This is a genomic window from Nonomuraea glycinis (genome assembly GCF_014646515.1).
Taxonomy (GTDB): domain Bacteria; phylum Actinomycetota; class Actinomycetes; order Streptosporangiales; family Streptosporangiaceae; genus Nonomuraea; species Nonomuraea glycinis.
This window is the reverse complement of the sequence record NZ_BMNK01000015.1, coordinates 51,127-72,026: the sequence shown is the minus strand read 5'-3', so window position 1 is coordinate 72,026 and position 20,900 is coordinate 51,127. Positions and strand designations below refer to the sequence as shown.

General features: G+C 70.4%; 17 protein-coding genes. 7 read left to right on the top strand and 10 right to left on the bottom strand.

What is annotated here, in order from left to right; all coding sequences use genetic code 11:
• Window positions 1-9: 9 nt before the first annotated feature.
• The 5 genes from IEY87_RS33195 to IEY87_RS33175 all read right to left on the bottom strand — a co-directional run bounded on the left by IEY87_RS33195 (window position 10) and on the right by IEY87_RS33175 (window position 6,717).
• Complete coding sequence (locus tag IEY87_RS33195; RefSeq protein WP_189142793.1) at window positions 10-675, bottom strand: NUDIX hydrolase; 666 nt, start codon at window positions 673-675, stop codon at window positions 10-12.
• Window positions 676-711: 36 nt separating this feature from the next.
• Window positions 712-2,502 (bottom strand): DUF4434 domain-containing protein, encoded by a 1,791-nt coding sequence (locus tag IEY87_RS33190; protein WP_189142792.1) that lies wholly within the window; start codon window positions 2,500-2,502, stop codon window positions 712-714.
• Window positions 2,503-2,545: 43 nt separating this feature from the next.
• Window positions 2,546-3,634: a glycosyltransferase gene (locus tag IEY87_RS33185; RefSeq protein WP_189142945.1), complete on the bottom strand. Its 1,089-nt coding sequence runs from the start codon at window positions 3,632-3,634 to the stop codon at window positions 2,546-2,548.
• A 19-nt stretch (window positions 3,635-3,653) separates the two neighbouring features.
• On the bottom strand, window positions 3,654-4,916 hold the full coding sequence (locus IEY87_RS33180; protein WP_189142791.1) for a nucleotide sugar dehydrogenase: 1,263 nt from the start codon (window positions 4,914-4,916) through the stop codon (window positions 3,654-3,656).
• A gap of 115 nt (window positions 4,917-5,031) precedes the next feature.
• Complete coding sequence (locus tag IEY87_RS33175) at window positions 5,032-6,717, bottom strand: glycosyltransferase (protein ID WP_189142790.1); 1,686 nt, start codon at window positions 6,715-6,717, stop codon at window positions 5,032-5,034.
• Window positions 6,718-6,773: 56 nt separating this feature from the next.
• On the opposite strand from IEY87_RS33175, the gene wecB reads away from it, so the two are divergent.
• Both wecB and IEY87_RS33165 read left to right on the top strand, forming a co-directional pair.
• On the top strand, window positions 6,774-7,904 hold the full coding sequence (gene wecB / locus IEY87_RS33170; protein ID WP_189142789.1) for a non-hydrolyzing UDP-N-acetylglucosamine 2-epimerase: 1,131 nt from the start codon (window positions 6,774-6,776) through the stop codon (window positions 7,902-7,904).
• Between the two features lie 65 nt (window positions 7,905-7,969).
• Complete coding sequence (locus IEY87_RS33165) at window positions 7,970-10,006, top strand: glycosyltransferase family protein (protein ID WP_189142788.1); 2,037 nt, start codon at window positions 7,970-7,972, stop codon at window positions 10,004-10,006.
• Window positions 10,007-10,027: 21 nt separating this feature from the next.
• Here the strand turns inward: IEY87_RS33165 and IEY87_RS33160 are convergent, their stop codons facing one another.
• Complete coding sequence (locus IEY87_RS33160) at window positions 10,028-10,672, bottom strand: hypothetical protein (protein WP_189142787.1); 645 nt, start codon at window positions 10,670-10,672, stop codon at window positions 10,028-10,030.
• Window positions 10,673-10,985: 313 nt separating this feature from the next.
• Here IEY87_RS33160 and IEY87_RS46130 point away from each other — a divergent pair, with 313 nt between their 5' ends.
• The 5 genes from IEY87_RS46130 to IEY87_RS33135 all read left to right on the top strand — a co-directional run bounded on the left by IEY87_RS46130 (window position 10,986) and on the right by IEY87_RS33135 (window position 16,456).
• Window positions 10,986-12,827: an NAD(P)-binding protein gene (locus tag IEY87_RS46130; RefSeq protein WP_225277429.1), complete on the top strand. Its 1,842-nt coding sequence runs from the start codon at window positions 10,986-10,988 to the stop codon at window positions 12,825-12,827.
• Window positions 12,828-13,043: 216 nt separating this feature from the next.
• A complete protein-coding gene (locus tag IEY87_RS33150; protein ID WP_189142786.1) occupies window positions 13,044-15,146 on the top strand; it encodes a sensor histidine kinase in 2,103 nt (700 codons plus the stop codon).
• Window positions 15,143-15,547 (top strand): roadblock/LC7 domain-containing protein, encoded by a 405-nt coding sequence (locus tag IEY87_RS33145; protein ID WP_189142785.1) that lies wholly within the window; start codon window positions 15,143-15,145, stop codon window positions 15,545-15,547. Before IEY87_RS33150 ends, IEY87_RS33145 begins: the two co-directional genes overlap by 4 nt.
• Complete coding sequence (locus IEY87_RS33140) at window positions 15,544-15,903, top strand: DUF742 domain-containing protein (protein WP_189142784.1); 360 nt, start codon at window positions 15,544-15,546, stop codon at window positions 15,901-15,903. The genes IEY87_RS33145 and IEY87_RS33140 overlap by 4 nt, the downstream gene beginning before the upstream one ends.
• Window positions 15,884-16,456: a GTP-binding protein gene (locus IEY87_RS33135; protein ID WP_189142783.1), complete on the top strand. Its 573-nt coding sequence runs from the start codon at window positions 15,884-15,886 to the stop codon at window positions 16,454-16,456. The genes IEY87_RS33140 and IEY87_RS33135 overlap by 20 nt, the downstream gene beginning before the upstream one ends.
• Window positions 16,457-16,483: 27 nt before the next feature.
• Here IEY87_RS33135 and IEY87_RS33130 read toward each other — a convergent pair whose 3' ends face one another.
• Genes IEY87_RS33130 through IEY87_RS33115 form a run of 4 tightly spaced genes read right to left on the bottom strand, consistent with a single transcriptional unit; the run spans window position 16,484 to window position 20,891 of the window.
• A complete protein-coding gene (locus IEY87_RS33130; RefSeq protein ID WP_189142782.1) occupies window positions 16,484-16,861 on the bottom strand; it encodes a DUF742 domain-containing protein in 378 nt (125 codons plus the stop codon).
• A complete protein-coding gene (locus IEY87_RS33125; protein ID WP_189142781.1) occupies window positions 16,858-19,407 on the bottom strand; it encodes a sensor histidine kinase in 2,550 nt (849 codons plus the stop codon). The genes IEY87_RS33130 and IEY87_RS33125 overlap by 4 nt, the downstream gene beginning before the upstream one ends.
• 56 nt (window positions 19,408-19,463) lie before the next feature.
• Window positions 19,464-20,114 (bottom strand): DUF998 domain-containing protein, encoded by a 651-nt coding sequence (locus IEY87_RS33120; protein ID WP_189142780.1) that lies wholly within the window; start codon window positions 20,112-20,114, stop codon window positions 19,464-19,466.
• 42 nt (window positions 20,115-20,156) lie between these two features.
• Window positions 20,157-20,891, bottom strand: a complete 735-nt coding sequence (locus IEY87_RS33115) for a TetR/AcrR family transcriptional regulator (protein ID WP_189142779.1) — start codon at window positions 20,889-20,891, stop codon at window positions 20,157-20,159.
• Window positions 20,892-20,900 lie beyond the last annotated feature (9 nt).

Genomic DNA, 20,900 nt, shown 5'->3' with positions numbered 1-20,900 from the left:
CCTGAGGGGTCACTCCTTCAGGGAGCGGAGCATCGGGGGGTGGAGGAGCTCGGCGGGGCCGCGGCGGTAGAGCTTGGCGGGGCGGCCGCCGTCTCTCGTCGTGGTGGCGCCCGTCTCCACCAGGAAGCCTTCGGCCTTGGTGACCTTGCGGTGGAAGTTGCGCGGGTCCAGCGGACGGCCCCAGACGATCTCGTACACCCGGCGCAGGTCCGCCACCGTGAACTCCGGCGGGCAGAACGCGACGCCGAGCGAGGTGTATTCGAGCTTGGCCCTGGCCCGCTCGACGCCGTCGAGCATGATGCGGCGGTGGTCGAAGGCCATGACGGTCAGCGCGTCGATCGGCTGCCAGCTCATGTGGGCCTTCTCCGAGGCGGGCAGGTCGGGGGCGAGGCCGAGGTAGGCGACGCTGAGGACGCGCTGGCGGGGGTCGCGGTCGGGGTAGCCGTAGGTCTGGAGCTGCTCCAGGTGGACGGGGGCGCCGGGGAGGCCGGCCCGCTCGGCGAGGATGCGCTGGGCCGCCTGCGGCAGGTCCTCGTCGAGCTGGATGAAGCCGCCGGGCAGTGACCAGCGGCGCAGGAACGGCGGGTTGTCGCGCCGCCAGACGAGCGCGCTGAGTGCCTGACAGCGCACAGTGAGCACGACCAGGTCGACGCTGACCGGGATGCTCGGAACCATGGCAGGCACGTTACACGCCCGTGGGATCACCGAGGGTCAGGTCGGGACACGGACGTGCAGCGGCTCGGTCGTGAACTGACCCGAGGGGATCTTCACGTTCACCTTGATCCACTCCCCCGGCGGCACCTGGGCCCAGTCGAACGGCACCCAGGCGGTCTGCATGTGCTCGGGCAGGTCCTCCAGGGGGTCCTTGTCCAGCCAGCCCATGTCGGCGACGACGAGGTCGGTGGCGCCACTCGACCAGGCGATGGAGACGGTGCCGTTCTCCAGGTTGTAGCCGCGCACCTCCAGCCCGTCCTGGGGGTCGCGGGCGCGCCTGATGGCGTCCACCGCGATGGGCCGCTGCCAGTCCTTGGTGATCTCGGTCTCCGGCGAGGGCGTGCCACAGGTCATGAAGTCGCTCCACATGTAGGAGACGACCTTCTGCACGTACCGGCCGGCCATGGTGACGGCGTGGTCCAGGCGTTCCTTGTCGGTCTTGCCGCGGGTGCCGTGCGAGGCGCACGGCTTGTCGCCGGACGGCTCGAACGCCTCCACGTTGGCCCACAGCTCCACCTCGTAGTTGCCGCCCTCCAGCATCTCCTCGCGGGCCTTGGCCATCTCGCGATAGTAGTCGCGGGTGGAGCCGTGGTAAGCGGTGTCGTAGGTCGCCTCGCCCACGACCGGGCGCAGCCGCGTGTCCACCTCGTCGTCGCCCTCGTCCGGCCAGAACAGGCCCACCTTGCCGGTGCCCCGGCTGTCCTGCGGCGCGATGATGCCGACCCCGGTCCTGGCCAGCGCCTTGAACGCCTCAGCCACCTGCTCGGGCGTCTGGCCGAAGGCGACCCGTTTGCGGGCGTCCAGGTAGGGGCTGATCAGGATGGGCTTGTCCGGCAGCTCCTGTTCGACGATCCGGTGCTGACCCGCGTACACCTCCAGGGTGGGGTTGGTGGCCAGCGTGTCGCTCATCTGCACCTCGAACGGCTGGTAGACGCCGCCGAGCGACTCCCGGCCGGCGAAGCGCACACCGTAGTCCTGCAGGATGCGCCGGGTCAGCGTGGTGAGGACGTCGATGTGCTTCGGGTTGGCCCTGGTCGGGGTCTTCGGGTCGCGCGGGGCCAGCGGCAGCGCGGGGAAGATCTGCATGCCGAACTGGTCGCCCAGGTCGAGCAGCTTGGTGAGGCTGTCCTCGGGCGCGCCGGCGATGAGGATCAGGTCGTACGTCCGGCCCTTGCTGAAGTCGCACGAGGCGTCGTCGGAGCCGTCGGGGGGCGCCAGCATGCGGAAGTAGAGGCGCTTGCCCGCGGAGATCGTGCGCTCCATCGGGGTGCACCTGAACAGGTCCTCGCCGAACGACTCGTCGGTGCGATAGACGTACGTGCGTCCGATGCGGTTGTCGGGGTTGACCTTCTTCAGGTCACGCTCGGCGGCGTCGTGGCAGGACAGGCCGTCCTCGACGCACTTGGTGTAGAGCGGGTCGAGGTCGCCGTCCTTGGCCTTGACGAAGCCCTCGTCGTCGACGAGGCGGAACTGCAGGCCGTAGCCGATCCTGATGATGGTGTCGCCGCCGACGTTGTGGATCTGCTGCAGCTGGCTGCGCCAGGTGCACGGGTTGGACCGGGGCGTGATCCAGTAGCCGGTGATGGCGTAGGGCGCCTTCTGCTCGGTCTCGAACGTTCCACAGGGGTCGGTGAACTCGCTCACCTTCGGCGTCGGCTGGGTGCGAGCCGGTGACGGGTTCGGCTCTTGGGCGGCCGTCTTGACGGGGGCGTCCTCGGGCAGGACCACGATCACGACGGCTACCGCGGTCAGGATCACTGCGCCCAGGATGACGAAGAGCCAGCGCACGTTGAGGAACCTACCGCCTTAGTGATCTGCCGGGCATAAACGGCTAATGCTTGACACCGGCCCACGCCTCAAGCTGCGTCACGAACCGCTTGGCCGAGTTGGGCCAGTGGTGGTTCGTGCGGGCGGCCGTGTAGCCGCGCGCGCCCTGCGCCCGCCGCTCACGCACGTCGTCCCGCAGGGTCAGCACCGCCTGCGCCACCGCCTTGGGGTCCTCCCAGGGCACCACGACGCCGCTGCCGTAGCGCTCCACGAGCTCCACCGCCCGGGGGGACGGGGTGGTGATGACGGGGATGCCGTGCGCCATGTACTCAACGATCTTGGTGGGCATCGAGTGCCGGTAGTTCGGCTCGTCGTGCAGCAGCGACAGGCCCGCCAGCGCGCCGTCGAGCCGCTTGAGCGCCTCGTCGTTGGGCATGAAGTCGCGCCACTCCAGCAGGCCGTCGGTGACCGCCTGGTTGAGCACCGGACGGCTCTGCGGGTCGGCGTAGCCGATCAGCTCCACCCCGACCCGGTACGGCTGCAGCAGCTTGGCGACCTCCACGGCCTCCAGCACCCCGCGGGCCCTGGACAGCCAGCCGAGGTAGACGACCCGGTCCTCGCCCGGCGGGGTGACCGCGTCGGGCACCCACGTCTCGTTCGGCACGATGAGGTGGGCGTGCTTGAACCGGCCCGCGTAGGCGGTCTCGGCCAGCAGCAGGTTGAGGTGGTTCTCGGCGAGGCTCTCCAGCATCCGGGCCAGGAAGCGCACCGGCGGGCGCAGCAGCGACGGCAGCCAGGGCTTCAGCGACAGCGTCGCCGGGGTGTCCTCGTGCACGTCCCACACCACGGGCGGCCTGTTGCGCAGCCCCCAGACCGCGAACAGCAGCTCGGGGTCGTGGATGAGCACCAGGTCGACCTTGCGCCGCATGCGCTTGAACAGCTTGCGAGCCGCCCACACGGCCGAGATCCGTTTACGCTGAGCCGCCCTGGGCAGATCGACACCGGTCACCCAAGGTCGCGGAACGACGCCGTGAGCCGAGAAAGAGGCGGCGTACGTGACCTCATGACCGGCGTCCACAAGGGCGCGGATCTGCCTATGCAGGATTCTCGCGTCCTCGGGGTTATGCACCACCGTCATGACGAGCACGTGCACTGCGCGCAACCCTCCGTCGCTACAGCCGCTCGACGCGTTCACCCTCGGTGAGAACACCGCGGGTGTCGAGCACGAGCTTGGCTTTGGCCTCGACCATGCCGAGGTCGAACGCGGCGTGCTGCTGCAACAGCAGCGTCACGTCGGCATTGGCCACGGCCTCGGCCAGATCTTCCTCTCGCGGCACAGGAGTGCCGTCCACCGACCACTCCTTGACGTACGGATCCGCGAACGTGAGCTCCGCCCCCAGTTCCAGCAGCGCACGCGCCACCGGCAGGGCCGGGGTCTCCCGTTCATCGGCGATGTCCGGCTTGTACGTCACGCCGAGCATAACGACTCTCGCGCCGTTCACAGGCTTCTTGTACCTGTTGAGCAAGCGCTGGACGCGGGCCACCACGTAGGACGGCATCCGCTCGTTGATCTCCTGCGCCAGCTCGACGAACCTGAACGGGTAGCCGAGCTTGCGTACCGTGTAAGACAGGTAGGACGGGTCCACGGGGATGCAGTGACCCCCGACGCCCGGTCCCGGCAGGAACTTGTGGAAGCCGAACGGCTTGGTCGCCGCGGCCTCGATCGATTCCCACAGGTCGACGCCCAGCTCGTCGCAGAAGATCGCCATCTCGTTGACGAGGGCGATGTTGACGTGCCGGTAGGTGTTCTCCAGCAGCTTGGCCATCTCGGCCTCGCGGGTGCCGCTGACGGTCACCACCTGCTCGATGAACTGCCCGTAGAAGGCGGTCGCGCGGTCCCGGCAGCCGGTGGTGAACCCGCCGACGACCTTGGGCGTGTTGCGCAGGCCGTACTTGGGGTTGCCCGGGTCGATGCGCTCGGGGGAGAAGGCGAGGTGGAAGTCCTTGCCCGCGACCAGGCCCGAGGCTTCGAGCAGCGGGCGGGCCACCTCGTCGGTGGTGCCGGGCCAGGTGGTGGACTCCAGCACGACCAGGGTGCCCTGGGTGAGGTTGCGCGCGACGGTCATGGTCGCGCCCTCGACGGAGGACAGGTCCGGTCGGTGGTCCTCGTCCAGCGGGGTCGGCACGCAGATGACGACGGTGTTGCTTCTGGCCAGCACGGTCTCGTCCAGCGTGGCGCTGAAGCCGTTGGCCAGCATGTGATCGAGGTCCGCGTCGGTCAGGTCGTCGATGTAGGACTGGCCGGCGTTGAGCGCTTCCACCTTGCGGGGGTCGACGTCGACGCCCACGACCCGGAGCCCGGCGGCCACCGCCTCTTTGGCGAGCGGCATACCGACGTAGCCCAGACCGATGACAGCCAGGTCTATTTCTGTCACAGCTGTGCCCTGGAGAGCCGGAAACAACACTTCATGGTCGCAAAGGTTATCTCAAGTCCACCTAGCTCACGCCTAATGCGAGCGAACCTGTCAGAACAGACAGCCAAACGGTAGGTCATGACTCGGCAAGCGTTCGGTATACGGTGCGGTAAGTTTCGGCAACGCGGCTCCAGGTGCGCTTGGCCGCGACCTCCGCGCGCCCCGCCTCACCCATCTCCGCACGTCTGGCAGGGTCCTGGCTGAGCGCGGCGAGCGCCTGGGCCAGCTCCGCCGGGTCGCCCGGTGGCACGAGCAGGCCCGCGCCGTCGGAGCCGACCAGCTCCGACAGGGCCGGCAGGTCGCTGAGCACGACCGGCTTGCCCAGCGCCATCGCCTCGACCGGCTTCAGCGGCGTGACCAGCCGGGTCACCCGGAGGTCGTCGCGCGGGCAGACGAAGATGTCGATGGCGTCCTGAGCCTGCAGCGCCTCCTCGGGGCCCACCCGGCCGGGCAGGATCGCCGTGGCCAGGCCCAGCTCCTCCACCAGCTCCAGGAGGGCGGGACGCTCGGTGCCGTCGCCGACCAGCAGCACCCGCACCGGCGTGCCCTCGTCGCGCAGCAGCGCCGCCGCCCGCAGGAGGGTCGCGAAGCCCTCGTAGCCGACCAGGCTGGAGACCGAACCGACGACGATCTCCTTGTCGTCGATCCCCATCTGCCGCCGGAACGACGCGCCGTCGTAGTGGGCGGTCAGCAGCTCGTCGTCGACCGCGTTGGGGGCGAGATAGATCTTGTCCCTCGGCACGCCGCGCTCGACGATCTCGGTGGCCATCGTCTCGGCCAGCGTGACGACCGCGTCGGCCTCGCGCATCAGGAACGCCTCGCGCTCGCGCTGGAGCACGTGCCGCTCACTGCCGATGCGGACCGGATCGCGCGAGGCCCACGTCTCCTCGAGGAAGCCGCGCACCTCGTACACGAAGGGCGTGCCCGTACGGTCGCGCACGGCGTGCGCGACCGAGCCGTTGCGGTGGTCGGTGGCGGCGTGCACCACCTGCGGGCGCAGCTGCGTGACGAGCTTGGTGACGGCGTCGGCGCCCTTGACCATGCGGCCGTGCATCTCGAACGGCACCTCGCCGCGCCCGTCGGGGATCAGCCGGTAGTAGGGGATCCCCTCCAGCTCCTCGTACGGCGAGGCGTCGGCGTGCCCCTGCAGCATGGGCCAGCCCCAGCTGGTCACCACGTGCGGGTCGAGGCCCGCGACCTTCTGCGCCGTGACGATGCGGTGGGTCCTGACCGTGTAGCCGGCCTGGGTGTAGGGCAGCGCGTTGGTGACCAGGTGCACCACGCGACCGGCGACCCGCTCCAGGATGGCCACCTTGGGCCCCGGCGGGATCGGGTCGGGGCTGATCGCGGCCAGCTCGCCGCGGTAGTAGGCGGCCCTGCGCTTGACGAACGGATACTTGGTGAAGGGTTCGAGCACCTCGGCGGCCTGGGTGACACGGCCGGTGTCCCAGTGCTCCTTGGCGTCGTTCCACGGCGCCCTGATCAGGCGCATGCCGAACTTGCGGACCATGCGCCGGGCCTGGCGCGCGGCCGGCCAGGCCACCTTGCCGACGACCGGGCGCAGCCGGGGCGGCATGGCGTCGGCCGCCGCCTGGGCGGCACGGACCGGATCGGCTCGCACCTTCGTCGTGACGACGCGGGTGACGATGATCGGATGCTGGAGGAAACCCTTGAGAAGTCCACCGACGCCGGCACGGGCAGACTTCGCGGAAACTCCAGCGGGAACCTTGGAGGAGTCTTGACGACTGGCGTCGGATGGCACGCGGTGACCGTACCATAGGCAGCGTTTTTTCCCTTCCGCTATGAAAGGCGAGGTCAATGAGGGAGAACCCCCTGGTCCTGCACGTTTTGGGCGCTCGTCCCAATTTCGTGAAAGCGGCCCCGGTGGTGCGAGCACTCGGCGAGCTCGGTGTGCGGCAGGGCATCATCCACACCGGTCAGCACTATGACGCGCTGATGTCGGACGTCTTCTTCGCCGATCTGGGCCTGCCCGAGCCGGTGGCGAACCTGGCCGTCGGCTCCGGCACGCACGCCAGGCAGACCGCCGCGCTGCTCGTCGGCCTGGAGGACACCTTCCTTGAGCAGTCCCCCGATCTCGTGGTCGTCTACGGCGACGTGAACTCCACGCTGGCGGCCATCCTGGTCTGCGCCAAGCTCGGCATCCCCAGCGCGCACGTCGAGGCGGGGCTGCGCTCGTTCGACCGGGGCATGCCGGAGGAGGTCAACCGGATCGTCACCGACTCGCTGTCCGACCTGCTCTTCGCCACCTCCCCGGAGGCGCTGTCGCACCTGGCGGCCGAGGGCGTGCCCGCCTCCAAGGTGCACCTGGTGGGCAACCCCATGATCGACAGCCTGTTCTCGGCGCTGCCGTCGCTCGACCCGGCGCCGGTGGTGGCCCGGCTGGGCCTGCCGGAGCGCTACGCCGTGGCGACACTGCACCGCCCCGCCAACGTGGACACCCCCGAGGCCGCGCACGAGCTGGTCTCGGCCGTGCTGGAGGTGTCGCGGCAGATCCCGCTCGTGGTGCCGATCCATCCGCGCGGCCGCACCCGGCTGGCCGAGGCGGGGCTGGTGGACAGCCCTTCGGTCCGGGTCGTGGACCCGCTGGGCTACGTGGACTTCCTCTCCCTCGTCCGGGGCGCCGCGCTGGTCGTCACCGACTCGGGCGGCGTGCAGGAGGAGACGACCATGCTGGGCGTGCCCTGCCTGACCGTACGGCCCAACACCGAGCGGCCGATCACCATCACGCACGGCACCAACCGCCTGGTCACGCCCGCGCTGCTGCCCGCCGCGGCGGAGAAGGCGCTGGCCGACGGGGCGGTGACCCCCTCCGGCTCGCAGCCCCCGCTCTGGGACGGCGCCGCGGGGCCGCGCATCGCCCGGGTGATCTCCGCCTGGCTCAAGGGGGACAACCTCTCCCCCGCCGCGCAGGGGATCCGTTCCGAATAACCCCCACATTTCGTACGGCTGCCGCCGTAACATGACATACCCCGCAGAGCGTTAGGCGAGTACCCATGGCCGAATCCCCAGAAGAGCCCACGTTCCAGCGACTCGGCCCCGTCAACTGGCTGCCCGAGGAGCGCAAGCTCGTCGAGCGGTACGAGACGGAGATCGTCGAGCTGCGCAGGCGGCTGGAGATAGCCGAGGCCAAGGCCGCCTACGCCGGCTGGAAGCTGGAGGCCACCCAGGCCAAGCGGACCTTCAAGCTGGGCGAGGCGATCGGGTCCAAGAGCCCCGGCAAGATGCTGGAGGCGGTCAGGTCCAAGGACCGCGCCCCCAAGGCGCCCATGCCGGTCACCGAGGCGGTCCAACTGGCCGGCCACCGGCCGCCGAAGGTGGAGGTGCCTCCGGCCAAGTGGCCGCTCGGGCCGGTGACCCGGCCCGACCTGCGGGTGGCGGTGATCCTGGACGACTTCTCCAGGATGGCCTTCAAGTACGAGTGGGACCAGATCGAGTTCGGGCTCAAGGACTGGCCGGAGATCTTCGCCGACAAGCGGCCCGACGTGCTGTTCTGCGAGTCGGCCTGGCACGGCAACCAGGGCCGCTGGCGCTACCAGATGACCGGCACCAACGCGCCCAAGGAGCCGCTGCGCGACCTGGTCGCCTGGTGCCAGGCCGAGGGGATCCCGACGGTCTTCTGGAACAAGGAGGACCCGCCGAACTTCGACTTCTTCATCGACACGGCCAAGCTGTTCGACTACGTGTTCACCTGCGACGGCGACATGGTGCCGAAATATCGCGAAGTCCTGGGACATGATCGGGTGGACGTGCTGCAGTTCGCGGCCCAGCCCCGCGTGCACAACCCGATCCAGCAGAAGCAGGGCCGCCTGCACGACGTGGTCTTCGCCGGGATGTACTTCCGCGACAAGCACCCCGAGCGCCGTGAGCAGATGGAGACCGTCCTCGACCCCGTCCGCGAGCTCGGCCTGCACATCTTCGCCCGCAACGGCGAGGTGGACGACAAGTACGGCTGGCCGGAGAAGTACCGCCCGCACATCGTCGGCGAGCTCCCCTACGACCAGATGCTCGCCGCCTACCGCATGTACAAGGTCTTCCTCAACGTCAACTCGGTGCTGGACTCACCCACCATGTGCGCGCGCCGCGTCTTCGAGCTGTCGGCCTGCGCCACCCCGGTCGTGTCCGGCTGGTCCAGGGCCATCGAGGAGACCTTCGGCGACCTGGTGCCCATCGCCCGCGAGCCGGTGGAGTCGTACAACCAGGTCCTGCACCTGATCAACAGCCCCGAGCTGCGCGCCCGGATGGGCCATCTGGCCATGCGCGAGGTCTTCGACAAGCACCTGTTCTCCCACCGCGTGGACCAGATCCTCCAGATGCTCGGCCGGCCCACCCAGCCCCGCTCGCGCTCGATCTCCGTGGTGCTGCCCACCAACCGCGCCTCGCAGATCGAGCACGCGATCTCCTCGGTGGCCAAGCAGATCCACCGGCCGCTGCAGCTCATCATGGTGCTGCACGGCCTGGACATCGACCCCGTCGTGGTGGCCGACAAGGCGCGGATGGCCGGCATCACCGACGTCACGGTGCTGCCCGCCGCCCCCGAGCTGTCGCTCGGGGCCTGCATGAACCTGGGCATCGCCGCCGCCGAGGGCGAGCTGATCGCCAAGATGGACGACGACAACCTGTACGGCGAGCACTACCTGTCGGACCTGGTCCGCGCCTTCGACTACTCCGACGCCGAGCTGGTCGGCAAGGGCGCCCACTACGCCTACTTCGAGGGCCGCAACACCACGATGCTGCGCCTGCCCGGCCTGGAGCACCGCTACTCCTTCCTGGTGCAGGGCGGCACGTTCCTCGGCACGGCGGAGATGTTCCGCTCCTACGGCTTCCCCGACCTGACCCGGGGCGAGGACACCCACCTGGTCCGCAGGCTGAAGGAGGACGGGGTGAAGATCTACTCCGCCGACCGGTTCAACTTCGTCTACTGGCGCAGCGCCGACGCCTCCATGCACACCTGGCAGGCCGACCACATCAAGCTGACCAGGAACGCCCAGTTCTCCTTCGCGGGCCGCCCCGACGACCACGTGCTGATCTGAGTCAGGCGGCGCCGCTCCGCGTCAGGTGGCGACGCGGGAGAGGTTCTGGTCCGCCAGCCGCCCCAGCTCCAGCAGCCCGGCGCGCTTGACCTCCTTGCCCACCACCATGAGGCTCATGACGACGGTGCCGCGGCGGATCACCACCGAGCCGATCTGCGCGTTCCTGTCGCCGCCCGACGCGGTGGTCAGGTAGGCGCGCGACTCGTCGCCCTGCCGGGGCATGTCCAGGTCCTGGGTGCGGTAGGTGACCTCGGTGCCGTGCACGTCGGCGGTGTAGGTGCCGCACCCGACGGGCAGCGGGCCGGGGAACGCGGCCGGCGGGAGCGCCACCACGGCCTGGCTGATGGAGCCCCGCTCGTTGGCGAAGGCGATCACGGCCGCGGGCGCGCGGGCGATCTCCGGCCTGGCCGGGTCGAGCTGGGGCGCGCCGGCGCACTCCGGCCGGTTCAGCTTGGACTGCCGGACGGCCGCCAGGCCCTGCTGGGTGGACTTGAGCGTGCCGAACGCACCGACCTCCGGGCCGTGCACCACGCGCATCCCCTTGGGAACCGGCAGCAGGACGGCCCGCAGCTTGCCCGCCAGGGCGGCGGACGGCGAGGGCGCCTGGGCCGTCTTCACCGGCTGCTCGGCGACCCCACTCGCGGCACATCCCGCTATGACCGTCATGCTCAGACATATCCCCGAAAAGGCCTTAAGCATGAATTCTCCATTTCACTTCAGCGACGGTGAATAGACGCTAGAGGAAACGGCGAACGCGAGGGCGGGCAACGTCGCTATTCACGGAAATCGACGGCTCCGAGGATGGGAGTCCGTACGTTCTCATCTCTGCTACCAGCGGCTTCACCCTTTGCCACCGTTTTTGCAGGAGTTTCCGTACGTTGCCTACGCCGGATAATACCGGCACCAGATCGCGCTAAATGTTGCTCGAAGGAGTGCGCGTCTCCACGCCGTATCCGGCCATGGTGATGATGCTCGCGGCATGAGCGACATCTCGGCATCACCAGGCCGGACCCGCGATCCCGGAAAGGAGCGGACTCTTTCGCGCCGCGACTTCCTCGACGGGATCGCCATGACCGCCGGCCTGGCCGCCGTCGGCTCGCGGGACGGCCTCACCGCTTTCGAGGCGCTCACGACAGGCCCTGAGATGCCCCACAACGCCGCACCGGCCCCCGGCGTCGCAGGGTGGCACGGTGACACGGCTCATGCGCTCAGCGTGCCGCACGCGCTGCGGGACGGCCGGTTCTGGGAGTACGCGGGTCCCGCCGTCCCCACCGGTGAGCACTACGACCTGGTGGTGGTCGGCGCGGGGACCAGCGGGCTGACCGCGGCCGCCGAATGGCTGCGCGCCGCCCCGGACGCGCGCGTGCTCATCCTGGACAACCACGAACGGCTCGGCGAGCGCCGGCGCGGGCCCGGCCACGCGCCGTACGACAGCGTGATGTGCGACCGGGAGACCTTCCCGGTGGAGACGCTGGTCCGGTACGAGCCCGAGGGCACCGCCGAGCGGTGGATCTCCCGCCTGCCGGTCGCCGACCGGGCCAGGGCGGACCTGCTCCGGCTCTACCGGGACGCGCCCGACTGGTTTCCCCGGCTGTCGGCCGAGGAGAAGCAGGAGCGGCTGGCCGGGTTGACGTACTCGGACTTCCTGCTGAAGGTGTGCCGGGCGCACCCGGACGTCGAGCGGTTCTGCCGGACCATGTCCAGCGCCGCCTGGGCCTACGACACCCGGGCCTTCGGCGCGATCGACGCCTGGGGCAGCACGCACGGCCGCACCCACGGCCATGCCCACGGCCGTACTCACGGCCGTACTCACGGCGATGCCCGCCCAGATGCCCGCAGCGACGCCCGCAGAGACGCCCACGGCCCCGACCACAGCCCTGCTCGCGGCTGGGCCCGGGGTTGGGACTATCCCGGGTTCGACGGCTTGGGGCTGGACGCCGGGAAACCGTCGCGGTTCAACGCGCCCAGCGTGCAGCGGGACTGGCGGCGCCGCCCCGGCGACCCCCAGGACCCGATGGACCCGGTGGACCCGTTGATCCCCGGTCCGGCCGGGGCGCCGGTGGGCCTGCTCGCCGCCGCCGCCCTGGACCGGCCAGGCGATCCGGTCCGGCTGCGGCTGTCCAGCCCGGTGGTCTCGGTACGCGACGAGGGCCCGCCGGGGGGCGTGAGCGTCGGCTATTTCGACGGCCACGAGGTCAGGACCGTGGCCGCCGGGGCGGTGATCCTGGCCTGCTGGAGCATGGTCGTCCCCTACCTGATCCCCGACCTGCCGGCCGAACAGCGCCGGGCACTGGCCGCCGCGGTGCGGCTGCCGACGGTGGAGGCCGTGGTGCGGCTGCGGGACCGGCGGGCGTGGCAGCGGGTCGGCGTCACCCGCACCCGCTGGACCGGCGCGTACTGGTATGCGACGGAGCTGGCCGAGGAGGACAGGGGGCCGGTCACCGCGCGGCTGCTGGCCGCGCCCTGCCGCTCGGAGCTGGGGCCTGCCGAGGGGGCGGCCGAGGGGCGGCGGGCACTGTTCAGGACGCCGTACCGCTTCCTGGAGCACAGCGCCCGCGACCAGCTCGCCCGGCTGCTCGGGCCCGGCGGGTTCGACCCGGACAGGGACATCGAGGGGGTCGAGATCCGCAGGTGGGGCCATGGGCACGCGGCCGAGTACGGGCGGCCCTGGCACGCGTTCTACCCGGACGGCCCGTTCCCGGCCGAGGTGGCGAGCAGGCGGTTCGGCCGGATCGCGATCGCCGGCTCCGACACCGCCGTGGGCGGGACCGGCGGCGCCGTCGCCGCGGCCCGCCGAGCCGTGGCGGAACTGTCGCTATGAAGGCGCCTTTTACGACCGTGTCCGGCACGGGCAGAGAGTTGCCCCGGTAACAACATGGAACATCCTGTTCCTCCCCCTACGTCGGACGCATAATCGATGCTAGTCTCCTGTGCGATCTTCCGGAGGTGTATTTACACCAGGTGTGGAAATGCCCTCGACTCCTGAGGTTGGGACATGGGCTCGCAAAACCGGTCAATTCGGTTCAAGATCTTCTTATTGCTGCTGCTACCCCTCCTGTCCTTGAGCGCGCTCTGGGGCTTCGTTCTCAACCTCACGGTGAGCGACGGCCAGTCACTCCTGCGAGGCGACACGCTTTACCGGACGGTCGGCGTCACCTCGACCGACCTGGGACTACAACTTCAGGCCGAGCGCGAAGGCTCGGTCGTCGCGGTCACCACCCGTGAGCTCACCGAGGACCTCGGCGAGCAGCGAGCGCGCACGGACCGGGCGGTGGCGGCCTTCCAGCGGGCCACCGTCGAGGCCGAGGGCGAGATCTCCGAAGAGATGCGGGTGCCCCTCGCCATGCTCCGCATCGAGCTGTCCCGGCTCGAATTCATCCGCACCGACATCGACGACGGCCAGAGCTCCCGGCTGACCGGACTCAACAGGTACAACCAGGTGCTCGACGCGGTGTTCAGGTTCTACGACCACCTGACCCCCGTGCCCGACCTGTCGGTCTACCAGCAGGCCTCCTCCCTGCAGACGCTGGGCAACGCCCGCGAGTTCGTCGCCAGGGAGCACGCGCTGATCAGGGCCGTCCTCATCGACAAGCGGCTGACCGGGCCGGAGGCCGCCGCCTTCGCCGAATACGTCTCCTCCCGCAAGTATCTGCACGCCGGCGGCCAGGCGGGCCTGGAGATCCAGCTCCGCAAGCCGTACGAGCAGCTCTTCCAGAGCGAGCCGTTCCTCGCCTTCGCCACGATGGAGGCGCGGATCATCAGGACGGGCGCGCCGCCACCCGACGCGCAGGCCTGGAACTCCACCATTGACCATTTCACCGCCCAGCTGGACAAGCTCGGCGCCTCGGCGGCCGAGGCGCTCGCCGCTCGCGCGGCGGACGGGGCCAACGCCATCCGGGTGCAGATCGGCGTCGCGGGCGGCGTCGGGCTGATCGCCGTACTCGCTTCGATCATCATCTCAGTGCGCTTCGGCCGCCGCCTGGCCGCCGAGCTGGCCGGGCTGCGTGCCGTCGCCGTCGAGCTGTCGGAGCAGCGCCTGCCCGCGCTGGTGGACCGGCTGAACAACGGCGAAGAGGTGGACGTCGACAAGGCGACCAAACCGATCAAGGTCATCGGCTCCGCCGAGATCACCGACGTGGCCAAGGCGTTCGGCTCCGTGCAGCGCACCGCCGTGCTCGCGGCGGTCGGCCAGGCCGCGCTCCGGCGCGGTGTCAGCCAGGTCTTCCTCAACCTCGCCCGGCGCAAGCAGGGTCTGCTGCACCGCCAGCTCGCGCTGCTCGACTCCATGCAGCGCCGCACCCACGACCCCGACCAGCTCGAAGAGCTCTTCCGGCTGGACCACCTGACCACCCGCATGCGCCGGCACGCGGAGAGCCTGATCATCCTGTCCGGCTCGGCCCCCGGCCGGGCCTGGCGCAAGCCGGTGCCCGTGGTGGACATCGTCCGGGCCTCCGTCGCCGAGGTCGAGGACTACACCAGGGTCGACGTCGAGAACATGCCCGGCAGCGCCATCGACGGCGGCGCCGCGGCGGACCTCACGCACCTGGTCGCCGAGCTGGTCGAGAACGCCACGCTCTACTCCCCGCCGCACTCCACCGTCCAGGTGCGCGGCGACCGGGTGAGCAACGGCTACACGATCGAGGTGGAGGACCGCGGGCTCGGCCAGTCCGCCGAGGAGTACGCGGCCTACAACGCGGTCCTGTCGAACCCGCCAGAGTTCGACCTCGCCGACAGCGACCGGCTCGGCCTGTTCGTGGTGGCCAAGCTGGCCGAGCGGCACGGCATCAACGTGCTGCTGCGCCGCTCCCCCTTCGGCGGCACCACGGCCATCGTGCTCCTGCCCGCCTCGCTCATCACCGACCAGGCCGAACTCCCCGCCGCGCCCGAGGAATCGGCCGTGCTGCCCGCCCGTACGAGAAAGAAAGCGCTCGCGGTCGTGAGCGGCGGCACCCACGCGGGCTTGCCAAGGCGCGTGCGGCAGGCCAACCTGTCATCCCGGCTCAAAGACGGCGCGCCGCCCGAGCCGGAGCCTGAGCGGACCAACGAACGCTCTCCCGATGAGGTACGCGACATGTTCTCCGCGTTCCAGCGGGGAACACAGCGCGCCCGAGAAGAAGCAAATGAGGAGGGGGAGGCATGAGTGTGCCGACGACCAACACCGGTGAACTGAATTGGCTCCTTGACGACCTGACGACCCGAGTGGGCGCGGTCAGGCAGGCGGTGATCCTGTCGACGGACGGGCTGGCGGTCGGGCACTCCAAGGGCCTGACGCGCGAGGACGCCGAGCATCTGTCGGCCGTCGCGTCCGGGTTCCAGAGCCTGGCCCGCGGCACGGGGCGGCACTTCGGCGGCGGAGACGTACGCCAGACCATCGTCGAGATGGAGTCGGCGTTCCTCTTCGTGACGGCGGCGGGGCAGGGCACCTGCCTGGCGGTGCTCGCCGACGCCAACGTCGACGTGGGCCACATCGCCTACGAGATGGCGATGCTGGTGAAGCGGGTGGGGCAGCACATCACCACCAACCCGCGAACCGCCTCATGAGCGCGAACCAGTGGTTAGACGACGACGCGGGGCCGATCGTCCGGCCCTACGCCCTCATTCGCGGACGTACGAGGTCTTCGGGGGACACGTTCGACCTCATCGCGACCGTCAGCACCATCGGCGAGCCGACGTCGGACCTCGGCCCCGAGGCGTTGCAGATCTACCGGGCGGCCCGTAGCCCGATCTCGGTGGCCGATCTGGCCGTCGAGCTCGATCTGCCCGTCGGCGTCGTCCGGGTGATGCTCGGCGACCTGCGTGACCACGACCTGATCAAGGTGACGTCCCCCTCAGCCGCCGGGTCGCGCCCGAATGAGGGCATTCTCAAGGAAGTGATCAATGGACTCCGTGCTCTCTGAGGACCCAGTCGCGCTGAAGATCCTCATCGCCGGCGGCTTCGGCGTGGGCAAGACCACCCTGGTCGGGGCGATCAGCGAGATCAGACCGTTGCGCACGGAAGAGGTCCTCTCCGACCGCGGGATCGGCGTCGACGACATCGACGGCGTCGAGACCAAGACCACCACGACCGTGGCGATGGACTTCGGCCGGATCACCATCCGCGAGGGGCTCGTCGTCTACCTGTTCGGCACGCCCGGCCAGGAGCGGTTCTGGTTCATGTGGGACGAGCTGAGCTACGGCGCGCTGGGCGCGGTCGTGATCGCCGACACCCGGCGGCTGACCGACTGCTTCCCCTCCGTCGACTACTTCGAGCAGCGTGGCACGCCGTTCGTGGTGGCGGTCAACTGCTTCGACGGGGCCGACCGGCACACCGTCGACGACGTGCGGATCGCGCTGGACCTGGACCACGACGTGCCCGTGATGCTGTGCGACGTACGGCGGCGCACCTCCGCCAAGGAAGTGATGATCACGCTCGTCGAGCACTCGCTCAGGACCCTGACCGCCGCCGGGTAGCGCGTCCGGCCGGCTGACCGGCACCGGTTATAGCGCCCGCAGGCCGCTGATGACCTCGCGGAGCAGGCTCTCCGTGGGAGACGACGCCTCTTTGGAACGCGGCGGCCGTACCGTGACCAGGCCATGGCCGAGCAGGTCGCCGAGCAGCACCCGGACCACCTGGACCGGGAGGTTCAGCTCGGCGGCCACCTCGGCGATCGGCCTGGCATGACCGGCGACGCAGTTGAGCAGCCGCCGATGCTGGGTGCCCAGGTCCGCGTGGGCCGGTGCCGGTTGTCCCGTCAGCGCCACCGTGGCCAGCAGGTCCAGCGCGGTGGAGGTGGACTTGGTGCGTCCGCGAGCCACCGCGTACGGGCGGACGACGGGCCCCGCTTCGTCGTCCACCCATTCCTGCTCATGACTCACGATCGCGACCCCCCGCTCTGATCGGTGTCCTGGCGTCCGCGCTGCCAGCCCGACTGGAGCGAGGACAGCAGGGCTCTGGCCTCCTCGGGCGAGCGGGTCTCCGCAGGGGCTTCGGGAGCGGGCGGCGGCTTCTGCAGCTTCGGCGGCAGATTGGCCTGCCGGACCCGGCGCGGCAGCCCGGCGCCCGGCTCCGACGCCTGCGCCTGAGCCGGCGCCGGCGTCCGCGCGGGGAGCTCGTCCTGGCCCGGAGACTGTACGGGCCGGCGCGCCGGAAGGTCATCCGGCGCCTGGGTGCGCGTCCGCTCCGGGAGCGTGTCCGGGGACTGCGTGCGGGCGCGTGCCGGAAGCGCGTCCGGGGACTGCGTGCGGGTACGTGCGGGAAGCGCGTCCGGAGATCGCGTACGGGTACGGGCCGGGAGCTCGTCCGGCGCCTGGGTGCGGGGCCGTGCCGGGAGCTCGTCGGAAGACTGCGTGCGGGTGCGGGCCGGAAGCTCGCCCGGCGCTTCCGGCTCCTGGGCCGGTGACAGGGCCTGGGTGGGGGCCGCTTCCACGCCGCGCTTGTGCGACCGCACCCGGCGCGGCAGGTCGCCCGGTCCCGGGTCGTTGCCGACGACCGACACCGAGATCGACTCCAGCTCAGGCAGCTGCGAGGGCGGCAGGGCCGGCAACTGCTGGACCAGGTTCGCGGGTATCAGCACGATGGCCGTGGTGCCACCGTACGGGGAAGGCTTGAGCGTCACCCCGATGCCGTGCCTGGCGGCCAGCATGCCGACGACGGCGAAGCCCAGGCGCTCGCTCTGCGCGGGGTCGAACTCGGCCGGGCGGGCCAGCCGGCGGTTGATGGCGTCGCGGGCCTCCTGCGTCATGCCGAGGCCGCGGTCCTCGATCTCGACCGCGAACCCCTTGCCCACCAGGTCGCCGCGGACCGACACCTCGTTGCCCGGCGAGGAGAAGGTGGCCGCGTTCTCGATCAGCTCGGCGAACAGGTGCATGAGGTCGGCCACGGCGGTGCCCGTCACGCCGGCCTCCGGCATCGGGTAGACGCGGACCCGGGTGTACTCCTCGACCTGCCCGGCCGCGCCGCTGAGCACGTCCTCCAGGGCGATGACGCCGCGCCACCTGCGCCCGACCGAGCCGCCCGCCAGCAGCACCAGGCCCTCCGCGTGGCGGCGCATGCGGGTGGTCAGGTGGTCGAGCTTGAACAGCCGCTCCAGCGCCTCCGGCTCCTCGGTCTGGCGCTGCATCTCGTCCAGCTGCTTGATCTGCCGCTGGACCAGCGACTGGGTCCGCCTGGCCAGGTTGCGCAGCGCCTCGGAGATGCCCTCGCGCAGCCGGGCCTGCTCGACGGCCGCGTCGATCGCGGTGCGCTGGACGCTGTCGAAGGCGGTCGCCAGGTCGGCGACCTCGCGGGTGGCGTCCGAGCGGACCTCGATGCGGGGCGCCTCGGCCTCGATGTCCACCTCCTCGCCCTGGCGCAGCTTCGTCACGACACTGGGCAGCCTGGTCTCGGCCAGCTCGTGGGCGCTCTGGCGGAGCACCGCCAGCTCGCCGGAGACGCGCCTGGCGACCCGGATCGAGATGAAGATGGAGAAGACGACCGCGAGCAGGCCCAGCACGCCCGCGACCACGGCCCGCACGATGACGGCCATGCCGGCCGGCTCCACCCGCGCCAGCAGGACCTCACCGGATCTGGCGAGACTCTCGGAGAACTCCGCCAGCACCGGGTCGACCGTGCCGCGCCAGAGCTGGATGTCGACCGGCTTGCCCATGACGTAACTCGTCAGCGTGCGCTCCATCGCGACGTAGCGCGGGGAGGCTCGCAGGGCCTCCAGCGGGGCGCGGAGCTCGTCGTCGAGGTCGGCCATGGCCTTGGGGAACAGGTAGGTCCTGGCGCCGTCGATGCCCGAGAGCACGTGCACCTGGTCCATGGTCCACTTGTCCGCGCCGGGGGTGGCGTTGCCCGCCACGATCAGCGCGTGCTCGCGGCTCAGCAGCTCGCGCACCTGCTGGGTGGCGATGAGCCCGTTCGCCTGCTGGGCGAGCTCGACGTCGGTGCTCGCCGTGAACGAGGAGTAGAGGTCGTCGATGGCGTCGTGGATGGTGGCGTACTCGGTGATCAGGGTCTGCGGGGTGAGCTCACCTCTGTCGACCTGGCGTCTGATCTCCGGCAGCCGGGTGATGGCCTTGAGCGTGGCGGTGAGCTGGGTCTTCATCTCGGGGGTCAGCGCCGACTGGGTGCTGTCCAGCTTGGACTGCGCCGTGAGCGTCTTCTCGACCACGTCGACCCGGCCGCGGGCGACGGCGAGCCCGGCGGTGTCGGAGGCGCCGCCGACGAGCTCGGCGGAGGCCAGGCGCTCCGCCTCCAGCTGAAGGGTCAGCGCCTCGGTGTGGTCGATGACCCCTCTCCAGATGGTCTCGACCTTCAGCAGGTTCAGCGCCTCACTCGACGTGGTGCCCGCCGCGAACCCCCATAGCGCGACCAGGGAGATCAGGGGGATGACGAGCAGCGTCGAGATCTTAAATCTAATGGATCTGCCCGATGCCATGACACCCGCTCCCGGATAGAAGATCGCCGGAGAGAATAGCATCGAACGAGGTGCTTTTAAGATCGACTAGCAATAATTCCGTGATATGTCGGGAAATTAGTGGTATGCCGTACGCTGCCCAGCCAGACCACCCGGACCAGCCATCCCGCGAGTACGGCGAGCAGCGCGACCTCCGCCCCCAGCAGCGCCCACTCCACCAGGCCGATCAGCACCCCGCCCCCGGGCAGCGCGACGTACGTCAGCGCCAGCACCCCGAGGCCGCCCGCCAGGGCGAGCCACTCCACGACCCGGGCCACCGGCCGCCAGTCCGCGTCGGCCGCGAGCCTCGGCACCAGCAGCGCCGCCGCCGCCGGGAGACTCACCAACGCCGCGGCCAGCGCCCACTGATGCGCTTGTACGGCCTGCTCCGGGCCCAATGGTGTGGCCGGGATGACCGCCGTGACGGCGAGCGCCCCCGACCACACCATGAACAGCCTCCCCGGCATCCCCCGGACCGGCGCCCCCGCCGCCCGCAGTCCCCCCAGCAGTGCCAGTGACCCCAAGGCCATGACCGCCGTCGCCAACTCCGTGACGCCCCCGCGGCCGGTCACGGCGTACTCGCTCACGCTCACGTTCATCGAGGCGCCGGGGCCGGTCAGGACCCCCGCCACGGCGAACGTGATCGCGGCCAGCGCGACGAGCGGATACAGCCTCTTTACTGCGGTCATGTGCAACAGTCTGAAGACGGACGATGTTCCCCGCATCGGGCCTCATCCCCGAGGCGACCCTGATCCGTCCCTGACCCTGAGGTCGGCCAGCTGGGCGCGGGCGCTGTCCAGCAGCATGTCCAGCGCGGTGGGATAGGCGCTGTCGTTCATCCGGCCCACCAGATGGCCGGCCGTGGCGGCGATGTGCGGGTGGCTGCTCGCGGGCAGCCGGGCATAGGTCGCCTGCCACACCTGCTCGTCGGCCTGCCTGGTGGCGGCAGGCAGCGCCAGGGAGGCGGCGTCCAGGACGGCGAAGGCGAGGCTCTGGTCGATGAAGGCGTGGTAGATCCGGACCGCGTCGTGGTCGGGGAAGCCGGCCGTACGCAGGATCGCCAGGATCGTCTCGTCCACCGCGACCTCGTGCGGGCGGCCGGTCACCCGGCTGGCCGTCAGGACCGCCGCCTGCGGGTGGGCCAGGTAGGCGGCGTGCACGCTCAGCCCGAGGGCGCGCAGGTCCGTCCGCCAGTGACCGGTGGGGCGCCAGTCCGCCAGCGCGTGCGCAAGCAGCTCGTCGGCGATGGCCAGGGTCAGGTCGTCCATGCCGCGGAAGTAGCGGTAGATCGCGCTGGCGTCGGCGCCCAGCGCCAGGCCCAGGCGGCGGGCGGTGAGGCCGGCGGCGCCGTGCTCGCGGAGCATGCGCAGCGCGGTCTCGACGATGAGCTCGTGGGTGAGGACCTGCCCCTGCCTGGTCGGGCGGCGCCGCCTTCTGGCCGCGTCGGGCACTACTCGCTTGGCCATGCTCATCCT

What these genes read in the sequence shown, in the direction of transcription:
- IEY87_RS33195 (WP_189142793.1), bottom strand. Translation starts at nt 675, where the DNA reads ATGGTTCCGAGCATCCCGGTCAGCGTCGACCTGGTCGTGCTCACTGTG.
- wecB (WP_189142789.1), top strand. Translation starts at nt 6,774, where the DNA reads ATGAGGGAGAACCCCCTGGTCCTGCACGTTTTGGGCGCTCGTCCCAAT.
- IEY87_RS33165 (WP_189142788.1), top strand. Translation starts at nt 7,970, where the DNA reads ATGGCCGAATCCCCAGAAGAGCCCACGTTCCAGCGACTCGGCCCCGTC.
- IEY87_RS33160 (WP_189142787.1), bottom strand. Translation starts at nt 10,672, where the DNA reads ATGACGGTCATAGCGGGATGTGCCGCGAGTGGGGTCGCCGAGCAGCCG.
- IEY87_RS46130 (WP_225277429.1), top strand. Translation starts at nt 10,986, where the DNA reads ATGAGCGACATCTCGGCATCACCAGGCCGGACCCGCGATCCCGGAAAG.
- IEY87_RS33145 (WP_189142785.1), top strand. Translation starts at nt 15,143, where the DNA reads ATGAGTGTGCCGACGACCAACACCGGTGAACTGAATTGGCTCCTTGAC.
- IEY87_RS33140 (WP_189142784.1), top strand. Translation starts at nt 15,544, where the DNA reads ATGAGCGCGAACCAGTGGTTAGACGACGACGCGGGGCCGATCGTCCGG.
- IEY87_RS33135 (WP_189142783.1), top strand. Translation starts at nt 15,884, where the DNA reads ATGGACTCCGTGCTCTCTGAGGACCCAGTCGCGCTGAAGATCCTCATC.
- IEY87_RS33125 (WP_189142781.1), bottom strand. Translation starts at nt 19,407, where the DNA reads ATGGCATCGGGCAGATCCATTAGATTTAAGATCTCGACGCTGCTCGTC.
- IEY87_RS33120 (WP_189142780.1), bottom strand. Translation starts at nt 20,114, where the DNA reads ATGACCGCAGTAAAGAGGCTGTATCCGCTCGTCGCGCTGGCCGCGATC.
- IEY87_RS33115 (WP_189142779.1), bottom strand. Translation starts at nt 20,891, where the DNA reads ATGGCCAAGCGAGTAGTGCCCGACGCGGCCAGAAGGCGGCGCCGCCCG.